The sequence below is a fragment of the Proteus sp. NMG38-2 genome, from assembly GCF_020640995.1.
Lineage (GTDB): Bacteria > Pseudomonadota > Gammaproteobacteria > Enterobacterales > Enterobacteriaceae > Proteus.
On the sequence record NZ_CP085481.1, the window covers coordinates 4,186,816 to 4,203,884 of the forward strand.

General features: G+C 40.1%; 14 protein-coding genes. 3 read left to right on the plus strand and 11 right to left on the minus strand.

Translation table 11 applies throughout. The annotated features are described in order from the left end of the window. Positions 1 to 39 precede the first annotated feature (39 nt). The 5 genes from LG402_RS19630 to LG402_RS19650 are packed head-to-tail and all read right to left on the minus strand — an operon-like array spanning position 40 to position 6,333. Positions 40 to 1,014: a tripartite tricarboxylate transporter substrate binding protein gene (locus LG402_RS19630; RefSeq protein ID WP_227336161.1), complete on the minus strand. Its 975-nt coding sequence runs from the start codon at positions 1,012 to 1,014 to the stop codon at positions 40 to 42. A gap of 20 nt (positions 1,015 to 1,034) precedes the next feature. Beyond that, a complete protein-coding gene (locus LG402_RS19635) occupies positions 1,035 to 2,087 on the minus strand; it encodes a sialidase family protein (RefSeq protein WP_109408999.1) in 1,053 nt (350 codons plus the stop codon). Positions 2,088 to 2,109: 22 nt separating this feature from the next. After that, positions 2,110 to 3,039, minus strand: a complete 930-nt coding sequence (locus tag LG402_RS19640; protein ID WP_109409000.1) for a dihydrodipicolinate synthase family protein — start codon at positions 3,037 to 3,039, stop codon at positions 2,110 to 2,112. Between the two features lie 10 nt (positions 3,040 to 3,049). Beyond that, positions 3,050 to 4,696, minus strand: a complete 1,647-nt coding sequence (locus tag LG402_RS19645; protein WP_166539148.1) for a signal transduction protein — start codon at positions 4,694 to 4,696, stop codon at positions 3,050 to 3,052. 50 nt (positions 4,697 to 4,746) lie between these two features. Next, complete coding sequence (locus tag LG402_RS19650; RefSeq protein ID WP_109409002.1) at positions 4,747 to 6,333, minus strand: FGGY-family carbohydrate kinase; 1,587 nt, start codon at positions 6,331 to 6,333, stop codon at positions 4,747 to 4,749. Positions 6,334 to 6,770: 437 nt separating this feature from the next. On the opposite strand from LG402_RS19650, the gene LG402_RS19655 reads away from it, so the two are divergent. After that, positions 6,771 to 7,199: a hypothetical protein gene (locus LG402_RS19655; RefSeq protein ID WP_227336162.1), complete on the plus strand. Its 429-nt coding sequence runs from the start codon at positions 6,771 to 6,773 to the stop codon at positions 7,197 to 7,199. 51 nt (positions 7,200 to 7,250) lie between these two features. On the opposite strand, the gene LG402_RS19660 is transcribed toward LG402_RS19655, so the two are convergent. From LG402_RS19660 to LG402_RS19685, 6 genes are all read right to left on the minus strand, one after another. Continuing rightward, on the minus strand, positions 7,251 to 8,003 hold the full coding sequence (locus tag LG402_RS19660; protein WP_166539149.1) for an ABC transporter ATP-binding protein: 753 nt from the start codon (positions 8,001 to 8,003) through the stop codon (positions 7,251 to 7,253). A 24-nt stretch (positions 8,004 to 8,027) separates the two neighbouring features. Beyond that, on the minus strand, positions 8,028 to 8,843 hold the full coding sequence (locus tag LG402_RS19665; RefSeq protein ID WP_227336163.1) for an ABC transporter ATP-binding protein: 816 nt from the start codon (positions 8,841 to 8,843) through the stop codon (positions 8,028 to 8,030). Next, positions 8,821 to 9,690: a nickel/cobalt ABC transporter permease gene (gene opp1C, locus LG402_RS19670; protein ID WP_109409006.1), complete on the minus strand. Its 870-nt coding sequence runs from the start codon at positions 9,688 to 9,690 to the stop codon at positions 8,821 to 8,823. The genes LG402_RS19665 and opp1C overlap by 23 nt, the downstream gene beginning before the upstream one ends. A 2-nt stretch (positions 9,691 to 9,692) precedes the next feature. Beyond that, entirely contained in the window at positions 9,693 to 10,619 is a 927-nt protein-coding gene (gene opp1B, locus LG402_RS19675) for a nickel/cobalt ABC transporter permease (RefSeq protein ID WP_109409007.1), read from the minus strand. A gap of 62 nt (positions 10,620 to 10,681) precedes the next feature. After that, positions 10,682 to 12,256 carry a nickel ABC transporter substrate-binding protein gene (nikA, locus tag LG402_RS19680; RefSeq protein ID WP_166539151.1) on the minus strand — a complete coding sequence of 525 codons (1,575 nt, stop codon included), beginning with the start codon at positions 12,254 to 12,256 and terminating at the stop codon, positions 10,682 to 10,684. A 19-nt stretch (positions 12,257 to 12,275) separates the two neighbouring features. Then, positions 12,276 to 13,055, minus strand: a complete 780-nt coding sequence (locus LG402_RS19685) for a class I SAM-dependent methyltransferase (RefSeq protein ID WP_227336164.1) — start codon at positions 13,053 to 13,055, stop codon at positions 12,276 to 12,278. 433 nt (positions 13,056 to 13,488) lie between these two features. Between LG402_RS19685 and LG402_RS19690 the strand changes: the two genes are divergently transcribed. Both LG402_RS19690 and LG402_RS19695 read left to right on the plus strand, forming a co-directional pair. Then, positions 13,489 to 15,012 (plus strand): vWA domain-containing protein, encoded by a 1,524-nt coding sequence (locus LG402_RS19690; protein WP_227336165.1) that lies wholly within the window; start codon positions 13,489 to 13,491, stop codon positions 15,010 to 15,012. A 580-nt stretch (positions 15,013 to 15,592) separates the two neighbouring features. Further along, the gene (locus LG402_RS19695) at positions 15,593 to 17,068 is read left to right on the plus strand and encodes an SrfA family protein (protein WP_166539153.1); all 1,476 of its coding nucleotides are present in this window, start codon (positions 15,593 to 15,595) and stop codon (positions 17,066 to 17,068) included. Position 17,069 lies beyond the last annotated feature (1 nt).

Here is a 17,069-nt window from a genome sequence, read left to right on the forward strand (position 1 = left end):
CCAACCCTATCCGCCTAAACGGACAGGGTGGTATCACTATTATTTCTTCAGTGTCGCCGCGATGAGCTCAGCGTACATTTCGTGGTCTTCTTTCATCATTTGGTAAGCATCATCACCTGTGATAAACACAGGCATAATACCTTGTTTTTTCAACGCTTCTTGGTAAGCTGGTTTTTGCACTACTTCAGAGAATGCACCAACTAACTCATTTTTCACGTTATCAGGTACACCCGCTGTTGTTGCTAATACAGCCCAAGCACGCATTTTCACATTGGTATCTAACTTCAGTGCTTCTTTGAATGTTGGTACTTCTGGAATAAGAGGGAAACGACGTTCGTCCATCACACCCAGAACACGTAATAAGCCACCATCAACGTGTGATTTTACTGCGCCGGGTGTAGTTAATACGCCATCAATATGATCACCTAATAAAGCTGCAATTGAGGGACCTGTACCTTCGTTATAAGGAATATGGTTAAATTTAGTTCCTGTAGTACGTTCAATATTCACACCTGCAAGATGGAAAATAGCGCCCATACCGGAGTTACCAATTTTCAATTTTCCTGGGTTCGCTTTTGCACCATCCACAAAATCTTGTAGTGTTTTATAAGGTGAATTAGCATTGACGACTAATACAACAGGATCTGCAATAGTCGTGGCAATCGGAGTAAAGTCTTTATAAGTCACTGGCGATTTCCCTTGGTGAGGGAACATTGCCAATTCAACTGTTGTCATGACTAATTTTGTGCCATCTGGACGCGCATTAGCGACTTCAATCAGACCTGTTAAACCATTACCTGTTGGTTTGTTGATAGGAACAAAAATACGACCAGCAGGCATGATATCTTTAGCAAATTCTGCAATAGTACGTGCAGAAGTATCAGTACCACCGCCCGGATTTTTCGGGATGACAACATCAATATTTTTTGTAGGATACGTTAACTGTTGGGCAACTGCATTCCCCATGCCCAGTGTCATCGTAATCGCCAACGCTGCGAGTAGACTCTTTTTCATAAAACCCTTTCTCCACATTTTTATTGAGTAGCCATTAACTGCTGATAAACAATGTTTTTTCGATTCCAAGTAAAGGTCACGTGTAGGGTATTGTTTTCAGCAATAATAGCCGGATATGAAAATTCGCCTTCCCCATCGAGTAAATCGAATGGTTCAGACCAAGTACTGCCATTATCGGATGAAAGACTGACAGAGATGGGATAACGACGGCTCCAGTTACCTGAATTCGGGTTATACACCAATGCCAGTTGACCATCTGCGAAGGAGACGACATCAATGCCGCTATTATTATTTGGTAATATTGTTGCATAAGCCGGACACCAACTGCGCCCATAATCCGTTGAATCGCTACGATAAATAGTACCGCGCGTACTCCGCATCATGGCATGCACATGCCCAGGCTGGGATTCCCATAGTGTTGGCTGTATCACGCCATCCCATTGAAAAACGCGTTGTAGATCAGTCTCCCATAAGGCATCGTCCTTTAAACCCTGCCAGATTTCATGTTCCGTTTGCCCACCTTTATGGTGTTCAATCGGAATATCCACTCGCAACCAGTGTTGACCATTGTCACTTGATATATCGACAAACGCATCCCAGAACTGGTCATCCTCAACCGATCCTGGTGCCAACCACTCGCCATTCGACATCACTAATACTTTGTTCTTCACAGGACCTCTAGGTGCTACATCACCAGAAACCAATTCACTCGGTAAATTCCAGCTGTTTCCGCCATCCTTCGAGATAACGTATTGGGTCGTCCAACTATGTACATCGGGACCCGTTTTATAAAACAGCCAGATATTACCTGTTGATGGGTCAACATGTAAAACTGGATTCCAGTGCGCAACACCCGGATTTTTAACAACAGGTTGAGCGTGCTGCCAATGATCGCCCTCTTTTATCGCCAGCCAGATAGCGGTATTACCGCTACCTTCTTTATCACCAGCGAAAAAAGCGGTTAACAAACGCTCAGAGTTAGGCACACGCACAATCGTTGAAGCATGGCAGTGATTAAAAAGTGAATGTGCGTTATCAAGCACAAACTGAGTTTCCTTCATCACGAAAGGCATATTCCTACTCCTGTGTCCTAAATTAATCTAACGAAAGCCATTTTTTCATGTTTTCACCTAATGCAGTCATGCTATTGACGGCAGAAGGGAAAAATGAGTTTTCAAACTGACTGCTATTACGGGAACGGCAGACCAGAGTGCTGAAGTTACCAATCAGGCGCTGATGATATTTAGCGCATGCTGGATAATCCAGTGTTTCGGTCATCGCTGCTGTTGATAAATAATCAGCTAATACGGCAGCCTGCTCAGGTTTATCCTTCCAATTTTCATAAAGCCAAACATAAAGCTCTGGATGGAAGTTGGCCATAACACCGCTATATGCCTGACATCCCGCTTGGAATGATGCTAATAACGTTTGACTGTTCGCATTGGCTAAGTGCAAGCGAGTTCCTTTTGATAATGCCAAACGACGCTCTATCATTGGTAGAGAACAACACGTATCTTTGATAAAGGTAAAGCGATTACTTTGCGCACACCACTCTACAATCTCTTCAGATAACAGGCGTTTGTAAGGATGAGGACATTCATAAATGCCCAAATCAATCTCTTTTGGCACCACATTGGTTAAGACCTGTAATGTTTCCAGCGCTTTATCATCTGACTCACCAATAAGCGCTAAGCGATTACTGATCATAATGACGCCATCGACACCGGTACCCGCCATTGCCTGCAATTGTTCTTTTTGCTGACTTAATGCGGTTGCAGTATGACCAGAAGCTACTACAGGTACTCTTCCATCTGCTTTTTCAACGATAAAGCGGGTAAGCGCTTGAGTTTCCTCATCACTTAAATAAAACATTTCGCTTGATTGGCAGGCGGCAAAGAGTCCATGTACACCAGAATCGATATACCAGTCTACAAGGCGCTCTAACGACGCCCAATCAATCTCCCCTTTGGCATCAAAAGGGGTTAGCATAACAGGCCAAACACCGACGTATTTTTGCTGGCTCATCATCAATTCCTTACAGTAGGTTAATGGCATCACCTGCCACTTTTACTTGAATACCTTGAGTCAATGCTTGAGCAACAAAGGCTTTAAGCACAAACGCCAATTTATCTTCATCAATGTAAGCCACAGTAATGTGATTACTTTGATGTCCCGCCATAAGGTCATCACGCGTTACGCCATCTAACGTACAGTTTAATAATGGCCATTCGTAGTTGGTTGCTCTACGGCGACGTTCAAATTCTGCTTCAGGTAATTCTACCGCCACACCCGTACCGATATGCATAATCACATCAGTGCCTTCATAGTGTGCACGACCCCATAACAAGCGCCCTGCTTTACCTTGACCTGCGATAGTTGAACCCCCTTTAGGGAAGAACATCGCAGGCTGACGATAACCTGTTGCACCTTTTAAGCCACCTTTGAGGTGTTCAAAAGGAACTGATCCTGAAATCTCCATATCCCAGTAGAATGTTCCTTCGTACTCACTACCCCAACGAATATCATGCAATGTGGTTTCTGCTGGTAATCCTAATGATGTTAATAAACGCCATAACATCGTTTGAGGAATAGCCGTACCCATATCCACTTCGTTGATACAAGGAATTGGCGTATTAGGGCAGATAATCTCGCCGTTTTCATCTGGTAGTGGGAAACGTGCTGTTGAACCGATAGCACCTTCGGCAAAGTCAGACGCTGGGCAACAATCTTTTAAGCCCTGCTGATATTGCACACCCACCGCAGTTAAACCAAAACGTTTTACGAAACGCGCCATTGCGATCATCATGGCGCACTGCTCCATCACCTGTTCACGAGTGAGTTCAGTTTTGTCATCTTGACCAAACATAAACGTCATCCCGTTATCTTCGTACCACTGTAAACATGCCTCTCTTAATTCTGTCGGTACTTTCGCCATTTCGACCAGTAACGCAGATTGAGAAAGGGATTCAATTGGCATACCAATATTGATCATGGCCTGTTGTGGGAAGACCCCGTTAATCATTCCCATACAGAATGTATCGAACAAACCTATTATTTCTTTATTTTTAATTATGTATTCGCCGACTTTACGACCCACTTCGCCAGCTTCCGTCGCCATTACCCTGTGTGTTGGCGCAATATCCGTAAGATAGCTAAGCTTATGATTTACATAACCATATTTCAACCAAGTCGCTAAGCCATCTACAAAGAATTCATCCTCAAACTCTTCTGACCATAAACGTGAATAATTTTTACCTAAACTGGTCATCGTGCCCGCTAAACACAACATTCCTACCAGACCCGGCCATGTACCATCAAAGTTAGCCAGCAGTAAAATAGGACCACGATGGTGTGCTAATGAAGAGGCAATATGGTGTGAATATTGCCATGCAGTTAATAACACAATAACTGGCGCATCAGGATCGATAGCGGCAAACATGTCGCAACCTTCACGCTGACTACTGATAAAACCATGACCGCGAGCTTCACTAATTTCATGAGCACGCTTCATTTTGTAACCTTGCGCTTCTAATGCTGCGGCCAGTTTATCTTCAAATTTTTTCTGTACAGGCCAGCACGTTACGTTTGCAGGCTCGCGTAAGTCTGCGTTAGTGACCATCAGGATCTCTTTTTGACCTGCTGTGATGGTTGTCGGTAATTTTGGTAGATTTAAGTTCAACATAAGATATCCCTGGTAAGGTAAACTCGGTTCATAATCGGAAAAATTTGTGGTCAACAATCTGACATCATTTCGTTATAACGTTGCTGATCTTGATACATCTGCAAATAAACTTGATATTTAGCTTGATGGAAGGCAAACGTGTCGCTATCTGGTGTAATAATGCCACCTTCTCTCACCATTGCACTGGCAGCTTTTGAGAAATCATCAAAGGCTTTACACGCTACAGCACCTAGTAATGCAGCCCCTAAATTCACCGCATCTTCTTCTTGTGCTAAATGAATTTCACGACCTGTCGCATTGGCATATTCGCGTAGCCACAATGGATTTTTCGTTGCTCCACCACACATCACGATGCGATTGATTTGATGTCCAGCATCTTCAAGTGTGTCAATAATATGGCGTGTGCCATAAGCAATAGATTGCAGTGTCGCAAGATAATAACGAGCCAATGCAACACGACCACTTTCCAGTGTTAACCCGCTTACCATGCCTTTTGCCGCAGGATTGGCGCGCGGAGAACGATTGCCATGATGGTCAGCTAAAACATGAAACTGTGTGGTTGGATATTGTTCATTTTCTTCCAATTCAGCGACAGCTTCGTTTAATAAGGCATAGTAGTTAACGCCTTTTTCATTCGCTTCTTGCTCTAATTCAGCCCATGATTCATGACGGCGGATAGACCATTCAACTAACGCACCAGCAGCACTTTGGCCGCCTTCGTTTAGCCATAACTCGGGTAACATCGCGCCAAAATAAGGACCCCAAACGCCGGGTACCATAATTGGATATTGGCTCACAATCATATGGCAGTTAGACGTACCACTGATAATTGCCAAACTACCTTCAGGTTGTGATGCTGTTAATGCCAAGCCACCTGCATGTGCGTCAATAATGCCTGAAGCAACAATGACCCCTGTGTGCAAGCCAAATGCATTGGCAACCGCCTCATCTAAACAACCTGCTTGTTCACCTAATGCCAGAATGGTTTGTGGTACTTTTTCTAATAATTCATCCAAACCTACATCGGCTAACAAACTCTCACTAAATTGTCCCTGATGTGCTAAATAGTTCCATTTACAGGTTAATGTGCAGGTACTTGCTACATCTCCTGATGTTGCTTTCCAAACTAAAAAGTCAGCTAAATCAAAGAATCGCCATACATTTTGATAACGTTCTGGGTAATGATTTTTTAACCACAGAATTTTCGGCAATTCCATTTCGATACTCACTTCACCACCGACATATCGCAGTGAAGGATCATTGGTCAGATTGATGGTGACCGTTTCTTGTACAGCCCGGTGATCCATCCACATGATGATATCTTGTTCAGCGTTACCGCTTGGCGAAACAGAAAGTCCTTTACCTTCTTTATCCACAGCAACCAAAGAACAAGTGGCATCAAAACCGATAGATTTCACATGGATAGGATCAATAGCAGATAACGCCACCGACTCTTTTACGGTAGTGCACACCTGCTGCCAAATATCGGTGGATGATTGCTCAACAAAATCCGTTTTAGGACGGAATTGGGCAATAGGGCGAACAGAAAAGCCTAAACGCTTTCCATTGCTATCAAATACCGCTGCACGGACACTGGCTGAGCCAACATCAACGCCAATAAAATATTGTTGTTCCATGCGAACCCTCATCATTTGCTAACGCTATGCTAATTTTTGCTACTTCGAGTTAGCAAGTTAATTCGAGCATGATGAAAAAACAATCACAATAAGATTGGTTTGTGATGCAGATCTACATCAATAATTTAATCGGTTGATTTTAATGGCAATTTATTTATTTCACTTTATTGATAATTTAAATGAAGTACTGAATCGATTATGTTCGTTATAAATATAACGAACATTTAATTAATGACTGAGTAAAAATACCTATTAAAGTATTAATAGGCTTATCATAAAATGATTTTATTAAAAGACATCTCACTAATAATTAAAAATATTATTCAAAAAAGAGTAAAGTACTAAAAATAATCATCTTCCTATTGTTATAACTTCCCATTGTTTTATTTTTAATAAGTTAATTTAAATTTATATATTCATTTTTGGAGCATTTGATCATGTTGAAAAATATTGCTGTCAGTCTCTCTCTACTGCTTATTTCCTCTTCTGCTTTTTCAGCGACATTAGCAGAAAAAGAATTACACCAAAAATTTGAAGAGAATATTCAATCTCGTGTTGTTGATTTAAATAAAAGCTGTGATGCCAATATAAAAGTTGCTTTTGATTGGTCTGCATTTACTGCTGATGATTTAAAAACAACAGGGGTTGATAGTTATTGTAGTGAAGGACTAAAAGGTGTAATAAATACCTGTGAAAGCTCTAAAATCGCCCAAGAAACAGTAAAAGAAAAAATACAGAATATCACCTGTTCTAAAGCAACGCCTCATAGTATTGAACTCAAAGAAGGTACGCTAAATTTCGGTATTGATTTCAATGCCTCAAATGATGCAAAAGCCGTTCAAGAACACTTAATGAATAATCTCTAAATAGATTAAATTCAGCAAACAGCAATACTTAAAAGTATTGCTGTTTATTAATTAGATAACAGATTGAATAAGTTTTTTAGAATAATCATGCGCAACATTACCTAGATTATCTACCTCACATAATTCAATTTTCTTACCTTGTAAAAAGAACATAACTTTATCGCAAAAGTAAGCAACCGTTTGAATATCATGACTGATAAAAAGGTAAGATAATTGGAATTCTTCTTTTAACTGTTTTAATAAATCTAATATCTGTACTTGGGTAGGAATATCTAACGAGCTAAGCGCTTCATCTAATACAATCAATTTAGGGTAAGAAGCTAATGCACGACATAAACATACCCGTTGTGCCTGCCCACCTGACAGTTCATATATATAACGCCGATAACAATTTTTAGGTAATCCCACTTTATCTAAAAAAGCAAAAATCAGCTTTTCTAATGCCTGATGATGAATACTTGGGTCCACTATTTTTACTGGCTCAGCAATAATTTCGCCAACCGTTAATGTGGGATTAACGGATGTTGTATAATCTTGGAAAACAATACTAATAATACCTTGACGATGAAGTCGTTTTGTCACTGATTTATTATTCAAATAGATAGCACCACTATCTGGTAATTCTAATCCACAAATTAAACGTGCTAAGGTGCTTTTACCACTGCCACTTTCCCCCACTAAACCAAAAGTTTCTTGGGTATTTATATTAAAAGAAAGAGCATCAATAACCTTCACTTTCTCACCGAATAAAGTGTTATTCCTTTGAGTATAAAACTTACTGATATTCTCAACGTTTAATAACATAGCGTCTCTTTTATTATGATGATATTAATATGTTTTTTTATTAATCAATTGCTCGAAACGCAACGAAAGCTGTCGCCGTGCATTAATTAAATAACGCGTATATTCCTGTGTTGGAGATGTTAAAACGGTTGTTTTATCACCAAATTCAACCATTTTTCCCCCTTGCATCACGATAATATCATCGGCAATTTCATTCACGAGCCCTAAGTCATGGGAAATAAAAATCAGCGTTGAGTGATGAGTCGTTACGACAAGCTGGAGCAATTTTAAAATCTCTCGACGAAGAGGTGCATCAAGTGCTGTTGTGGGTTCATCAGCAATTAATAGTTTAGGTGACAAGGCGAGCGCAATCGCAATCATCACTCGTTGTAGTTGTCCGCCGCTTAATTGATGAGGGAACGCCTGTATAATAGATTGAAATTGATGAGGAAAAACATGAGATAATGCCAACTGAGTTTCTTCTAGAGCTTGCTTTTTAGTATAGGAAAAATGGTAGATTAACGTTTGGCTAATTTGCTTGCCTATTTTCATCAAAGGATCAAACGCACTCATGCCATTTTGAACAATCAAACCTAAAGATGTTCCCAATAAAGCTCGATGTTGAGAAAAGGCCTCATCACTGATTTTCTTTCCTGCAAAAAAAATCTCCCCTGATATTGCTAATTGTTCAGGCAGTAATCCCATAATGGCTTTGCTGATCACACTTTTTCCACTACCACTTTCTCCGACAATCGCTAATGTGCGTCCTTGCTTTATCGAGAAAGAGACATCATCAATCAGCTTTTTTCCGCTTTCTTGATGAATAACAGAAACATGCTCAAGCGTCAGTAAGTTGTTCATGCTTTTCTCCTACTGACTGGCGATTATCGGGATCAAACACATCACGTAAAAAATCACCCCAAAAGTTAAAGGCTGTGACAACAAGAGTGATAGCAATCCCCGCAGGCAACATCTGTTCTGGATGTAATACCATGACATTTTTTGCTTCACTGAGCATATTTCCCCATTCTGGGGTCGGTGGTTGTACGCCTAACCCTAAAAAAGAGAGCGCCGAGATCATTAAAATAACACTGCCAATATCGGTTGATGCTAAGACGATAGTTTCAGCAAAAGTCACCGGTAATAAGTGACGTCGTAAAATATGATGAGAAGGCGCACCAATCACACGGGCGTAAGCAATATAATTACGGTGTGAATATTGACGAACAACCCCTCTGATCATTCTGGCATACCATGCCCATTTCACTAAAATAACGGCAATTAAGATATTACCAATACCCGGCCCCATTATTCCCACTAATGCTAAGATCATAATTTCTGCAGGAAATGACAAAACCACATCACATAATCGCATAATCAATGTGTCTGTTTTTCCATGGAAAAATCCAGCTAACATGCCCATTAGCCAGCCAATGATTAATGTCACACTCATAGCTAATAAGGCATAAAATACCGTGGTTCTTACACCAAACAATAATCGTGAAAAGATACAGCGCCCTAAATTATCCGTACCTAACGGATAATCAAAACTCATAGGCTTAAATTTCAAACGTATTGAGGTTAATGTGGGATCATGCGGTGCTAACCAAGGTGCAAATATTCCAGCGATGACCACAATTGTGATCACCAATAAACACAATTGCGCACTTTTATCTTTTGCAAGTCGTTGCCAAAACAGTTGCCACATAATTATCTCCTTAACCGCGGATCAGCCATCATTTGAATGACATCCATCAAAAAGTTAAAAAAGAGAAATAGCAGTGACATCAATAAAATATAGGCCTGTATCATCGGATAATCACGACCAAATATGGCGCTGATACATAGTCGCCCAATTCCCGGCCATGCAAAAATATTTTCAATCACGACTGTACCAGCAATTAGCTTTGGAATACTCATACCCAATGCCGTTAAACTGGAATACAGCGAATTTCGTAAAATATGACGACGTAAAATAAGGTTGTCAGGTAATCCTCGCGCTTTGGCATAAAAGACATAAGGCTGATGCCATTGGTTTAACATCGCACCTCTTAACAGCCGTAAATAAGTACCGATGTACCCTAAAGAAAGCGCTAATGCAGGCAAAATAACAGATTGTGGCGATAACATTCCACTGACAGGAAGCCAATCTAAATAAACGGCGACTCCCCAAATCAATAGCAATCCTAACCAATAATTAGGTATAGCCGTTAAAACAAACACAATGAAACGAATGCATTTATCTGTAAAACTTTGAGGTTTAGCCACACACCACAATGCTAAAGGCAGTGCCAAAATAATCGTAAAGAATAAAGCCGTTGAAGCTAACCAAAGCGTTGGAGGTAATGCCCTTAGCATCTCTTGAATAACTGGGGTTCTAGTAAGAAAAGAAGTACCAAAATCGAGCTGAAACCCTGCCATTAACCATAAAAAATAACGGGTAAAGAAAGGCTTATCTAAGCCTAACTCATGACGCATACCATCAATCGCTTCAGGGGTTGGAACAATTTCATTGACACGTAATGCGACTTCCGCAGGATCAGACGGCGCCAATTCCAACAGAATAAAGGCAATAAATGAAATCATCAGTGCCAGCGGAAATATCGCCAACACTCTCCAGAATATATAACGTAGCATCAGATTTAATCAGTGTGGCACTTTCATATAAGGTGCCACACTTATCTAAGTGAGCGTTTTAATTACGGATTAAAATACATTTTTTCAAACGGTATTTCATATTGAGACGGATTAAAGCCAACATTTTCTAATTCACTGCGATGGATAGCCTTAGTACGTGAATAGGTTAATGGGATATAGACCGCTTGATCAGCTAATGACGTAAATAAGGTTTTATATAATTCCTGACGTCGTGTTTCATCAGGTGTAATTAATAGCTCACCAATCATGGCATCTAATTGTGCTTTATTCGCTAATCCTTTTTGTCCTTGGTAATCGGCATGAGCAGGTATTCTAAAAGATGAAACAAAGGAAGCTGGATCGTAAGGTGTTCCCCATGAAAGCGAATATTGCAAATCAAAATCACCATTTTTTTGTCTATCTAAATAAGCTTGTTTCTCTTCACCTAAAATAGTCAGACCAACGCCAATCTTTTTAAAATCATCTTGAATAAGTTCGGCAATTTCTTTTTCTACTGCGTTATTCACATTATAAGAGAGCAATAGCTCTAATTTCTCACCTTGCTTCTCACGGATAGTCTTACCTTTTGGTAATACCCAGCCTTCAGCTTCTAATAGATCAATCGCTTTTGTTGGACGATAAATATAGGTTGGGGAAGCAAAATCACAGTAAGGCACGCTTCGCGCCATTAAACTATCAGCGACTTTTTCACTACCCGCTAAAATACCTTGTGCAATCCCCTCTTTATCGACGGCATATTGTAATGCTTGGCGAACATGTTGGTTTGATGTCATTGGACGACTGCTGTTTAACACAATAGCGCGAGATGCAATTGGGGCGCTCATTTCAGTTTTGAATTTATCTGATGCCATAAGAGCTTCAAATGAATCCATATCTAACATGTCACCATCAGCACCAAATATAAGCTGAATATCCCCTTTTTGTAGCGAAAGTAGCATCGTTTGTCTGTCTGGGATCACCCGCCACATTACCCCATTTAATACAGGTTTTTCTCCCCAATAATTTGGGTTAACTTTAAACTCTGCGTATTGGTCTTTTTTATGTTCAGTTAATACCCAAGGCCCCGTACCAATATAGTTCGCAACACCTGTTTTTGTTTTGCCATTAATAAATGAATTGGGCGAAATAAAGCGGAATGGGCGAGTTAAACCTAATTCAGTTAATGTTGGGTAGTAAGGGTTTTTTAAATTTAATTTAACGGTAAGTTCATCAACAACTTCAACGCTATCAATTTGACGAACTAACTCTAACCATGCATGTCGTTCATAGTTATCTAATATGGCTTCAATATTTAATTTTACAGCTTTGGCATTAAACGGTTCGCCATCACTAAAGGTCACATCATGACGTAAATAAAAGGTATAACTTTTGCCGTCGGGGGAAATATCCCAACGTTCCGCTAAATAAGGAGCAACACCTTTTTCGGTATTTAATACAAGAGATTCAAATACCATGTTTTGAGCTGCCATCTCACCAGAGTAGAGATGAGGATTAATATCACGAATATCTTTTGTACTGGCATAATCCAGTATGTTATTGCTTTGATCTGCAAGTGCTGGAAATGCACATGCAAGTGTTAATAACAGGGTTGGGATCACCGAAAATAAAGGCTTCACGTTATTCTCCTTTCATTATTTATGCGTTGTTTTTTTGTGCGTGGATCATAAACATCGGCGTTGACCCATAATTAATTTTTTCTTCTTCATTCCACACAAAATCACCAATGCGAGTATCTATCATGTATCGATTAAAACCAATCTCTAGCAACGTATTAATGTCCCATTGAGGACGTTTTATTTGACTTAATGGAAGTTGACGGGCAATTCGCTCCATCTCTTTTGTATCTGTACTCACATAGTGATCTTCAACTTGTTCTTCTATTGAACGAGCTCTATCTGCGACAAAACCTTGCCAATAAGTCTCGTCAAAAAGGTGTAAATACCAGTTAGCATCAAAATTAATTAAACTACCGCCAGGCTTTAATACACGAAACCATTCTGAATACGCCACTTGTGGTGCTTTTAAATTCCAAGTGACATTACGGCTGACAACAAGATCAAACTGTTCATTGGCAAAAGGCAGTTGATGTACATCGCCACGAATAAATTGAATATTTACCTTGTGTGTTTGTGCATTTTGTTTGGCTTCCTGCAACATGCCTTCCGTTGCATCAATTGCCGTGACATCATGTCCTGATAACGCTAATAAAATGGCAAAAAAGCCTGGGCCAGTTCCAATATCTAATACTTTTAAAGTTTCACCCTCCTTAACATGTCCCAATAACAAATGACGCCATTTTTGTTGTTTCTCACTCAGCAATTCTTGTTGATTAGACTCACTATAACTTTCTGCTCTGATATTCCAGTAACGAGTTACATCATTAAGTAATGGGTTATTATTTATTTTATTTGTCATCAGAAACCTACGGTTGTATCAACGTAAAGAGGGAGAATAAATTCCCTCAAAAGCAAATGATTTGGCTATTTTATAGTGTGGGTAACATACCTTGTAACCCGTCGATACTCTATGTGCTATATCAATATTCATCAGCACTCAATGGTGAGAATTGGCTGATTTGTAATCTTCGCCTTTAACATAAAGGCGCCATCCTAAGGGGTAAAAAGATAAATAAGCAAATAGATTATTTTGCCTGTTAAAATAGAGAAATAAATTGAGCGAATTTAGCAATAAACTAAAGCCTAAGTGCTATAAAAATTTATTTTGCCTTAGATTAAAAAAATGAACGCTTTAATTTCACCTTTTTAATAAAACCGTTATAGTCAGTAATATTGATATCTTAATTTTCTCTCTTTAAACGAATATAGCCGTCACGAAGGCTCTCTAAAATATGAATCGAATTTCACGATTAACGGCTGATATTACCCGCGCCGATTTTGCCTTAACTCATCAACAGCAGTTACTCCAATTGCTGACACAACATTTTCCGACTAAGTATCGAGCGCTATTTGCCACGCCCGAAAAGAAATCGGATGATGTCATTGAATGGTATTCTGCTGTTTCTGGTAATCCTGTTGCTTTGACCTCGTTACAAGGCCAAGAACAACAAGAGATAAGACGCATTTTAGATGAACGCCTTAACGATATTAAAACGCAAACCGCGCTATTAGCTTCGCAAAACAGAATTACAGATGAAGAGCGCCACCTTTTAGATACGGCATCAACACTGCCTGATAGTGAAAGTGTCTATGTGATTAATGGGCAACCTGTTATTACATGGTGGCCACGAACAACCCCATTACCACCACCGATTGCACAAGTTACCGCCGGTGCAAGTGCCGCGGCTGCGGGTGCCGCACTTGCTAATGTGCCAGCCAAAACACGCAATCGCTGGTTACGTTGGCTATTACTCTTCTTATTCTTGCTGTTTTTAATTTTATTGGCATCTTGGCTAAAAGGGTGTTTTGATCCCAAGGCTGTTCCTCCTGTTGTGGAAGAAAAACCTGCCGTCGTAATACCACCAGAACCTGCACCTGAGCCAGAGCCTATTCCAGAGCCAGAACCTGTACCAGAGCCTATTCCAGAGCCGATCCCTGAACCCGTTCCAGTACCGGAACCCATTCCTGAGCCAAAACCTGTGCCCAAACCAGTGCCTGTGAAAAAACTCACGCCACTAGAAGCTTGTGTACAAGATGAATTAAAAAAAGCGGGGATGACAGAAAAGACAGCGAATGCAACCTGTGAAAATCGCTTAGCCAGTAAGATAAAACAAATGTGTCCAGTAGATCGCCCACCAGAACTGGCACCACAAGTGATTATTATCTTTGATGCTTCAGGCTCAATGGCGTTGAGTATGAGCTTAACAGAAGATGATTTAGACTTTATTGCAAACACAGGAAAACTCTTCGCGGGCTATGATGCCGAACCTCGTCGGATCACTGTGGCAAGAAATGCAGCAACAAAGATTATTAATAGTATTCCTTCAGATATGAAAATTACTACCGTTGTGGCATCAGATTGCGGTGTAGTGAAATCAAGTCCTGCTTATGGTGGCAATGAACGCTCAAAATTACTTAACTACATTAAACGTATTGAACCTGATAGTGGCACACCATTAGCCGAGTCTATTCAACGAGCGGGTTCTCTAATCAAAGGCAATAATCGTGACACTATTATTGTCTTGTTATCTGACGGTTTAGAGTCTTGCGATCAAGATCCATGCGCAGCAGCCAGAACTTTAAAACGTGCCCACCCTCGCGCCGTAATTAACGTTGTTGATATTTTAGGCACCGGCGCAGGCAACTGTGTGGCAAATGCAACGGGCGGTAAAGTCTTCACTGCGCGTAATGCCAATGAGGTCAGTTTAATGACTCGAAAAGCGATTGAAGATTATATTCCGAAGAACTGTAAATAATGATTGATTACAGTTTTTAATATTTATTTCACCCTCTTTGTTTCAACATTGAGGGTGAAATTTTTCACCTATTACGCATAATTTATTATTATATTGAAGCCAATAGGTGCTATATCTTATCTATTTAAGACCCTTCTTTAATTGCGTATTTTGTTTCTTTTCTTATTCACTCATTATTCAGAATAAACCTATTTTGTGATTACTATCACAGCGACCAAATGTTATCTGATGGTTTACCTTTTTATATTTTGTCTTTTTTTTCTTCTATTTCATTATTTTTTAATGCAAAAACCAATATATCGGTGATTTTATCCGTATATTTAAGAAAATATAGCGCAACCTGTAACGTCATTATTTAATTATCATAATCGTTATCTCAATATTCCTCTTTTACTCAAGAAAAATAAAAAAGTCTTTAATAATAATCAGTTAATTAACCCTAAATAATCCGCTAGATAGACACCCAATTTCTGATAATATAAAATGTATATAAATTTTATATCTTTATTTTTAGCCTTAAAGCCTATTTACGGATAAGCCAACTTACCCATAGATAATCTTGCCTAGCGGAATGATCGTCGTGAATAAAGCATTCTTACGAAGTGGTAAATTAGAAAGTTACCTCCCTATGGGAGAAAATGGACAGGCTGTTTATATCTCTGCACTGCAGCTACGTGAAACTTTGCGTTTAAGAGGAAAGGCACATATTTCTCAATGCCTTGCCATTCCTCAGCCAAATGAAACGGGCGAACGTATTGACTGGTATTCACCGATTGACGGCTCTGTTATCCCTTGGTCTGCGGCTTCAGAAGAAGAGCGTACTGCCGCTTATGCTGTGCTGAAAAAAAATCAAGATGATTTAATCGCCTTTAGCGAACAAGAACAGAAGAGGGATGGAAATAAAGAAAGTCAGCTTTTTGGCGCACTCCTCAGTAAAACAATCCAATTTCCTGACGAAAACCATATTTTTATTGTTGATGGCCAACCGATTATTACCTTTTGGGGATTTGTCAGCGCCAATCAACAACTAAGAGTTGATCCTGTTGCTTGCTTAAAACCCGTTGTTGCGACAATAGCACCAACATCAACAGCCATTCCACCCGTACAAGAAAAAGTCATCATTACTGACACAAAGCGCCCTTGGTGGCGTTTTTTATGGTGGCTGTTACCTTTATTATTACTACTACTCGCTATTTTCTTCTTAAGAGGCTGTTTCTCAACACCGACATTACCAACCGTCGATATTAAAACGCCAGATATTGAAGCGCCTAAGCTACCTGATCCTACGCTTGAGAAGCCAAAAGTCCCTACTGTGGTCACTAATGGCCACACCGTTGGTGTTCCAACAGGTACAGCTCACACAAGTACATTAGGCACCGTAGATGCCAATGGAAATGTGATTAATGGCACTGATGGGAACGGTGCAATAGTTGATCCTAATACTGGTTTACCCGTGGTTGATCCTCAAATAGATAATAACCAAGGTGCTTTACCCGATGGAACAACGCCCGATGAGGCACAACAACCAAATGTGCCTCCTGTTGATCCCGCAACACAAAATGAGCAACCGAAAACAGATACTCCTCAAAATGCAGGAAATGAGAACAATACTGCTAACCCTCCGGTTGATCCTAATGCACCACCAGATGTCACACCACCAGCCACGGCTGATAACACAACACCACTGACTATTCCTGCAAATGCGTTAGCCAATGGCTCAACCCAATTCCTTAATGGCCAATGGAAAGCAGGTGCAGGTATTCAAGATCAAAAAACAGGTAAACCACTGAGCCTGAACTATCAATTAGATAATGGCAAAGGACAAGTCGTCATGACACGCAGTGATGGCGTGACCTGCAAAGCCCCTGTTAACGCAGCCGTCAATCAAGGTGGACTGAATATAAATAACCAAGGTCAGGCTCTGTGTAGTGATGGCTCAAACTATTTGATGCCAAATATTATTTGCCAACCAGGAAGCCAAAATATTGCTGATTGCCAAGGGAAATATGAGAACAGTCAGCCATTCCCATTATCAATGAAGCGGGAGAATAATTAAT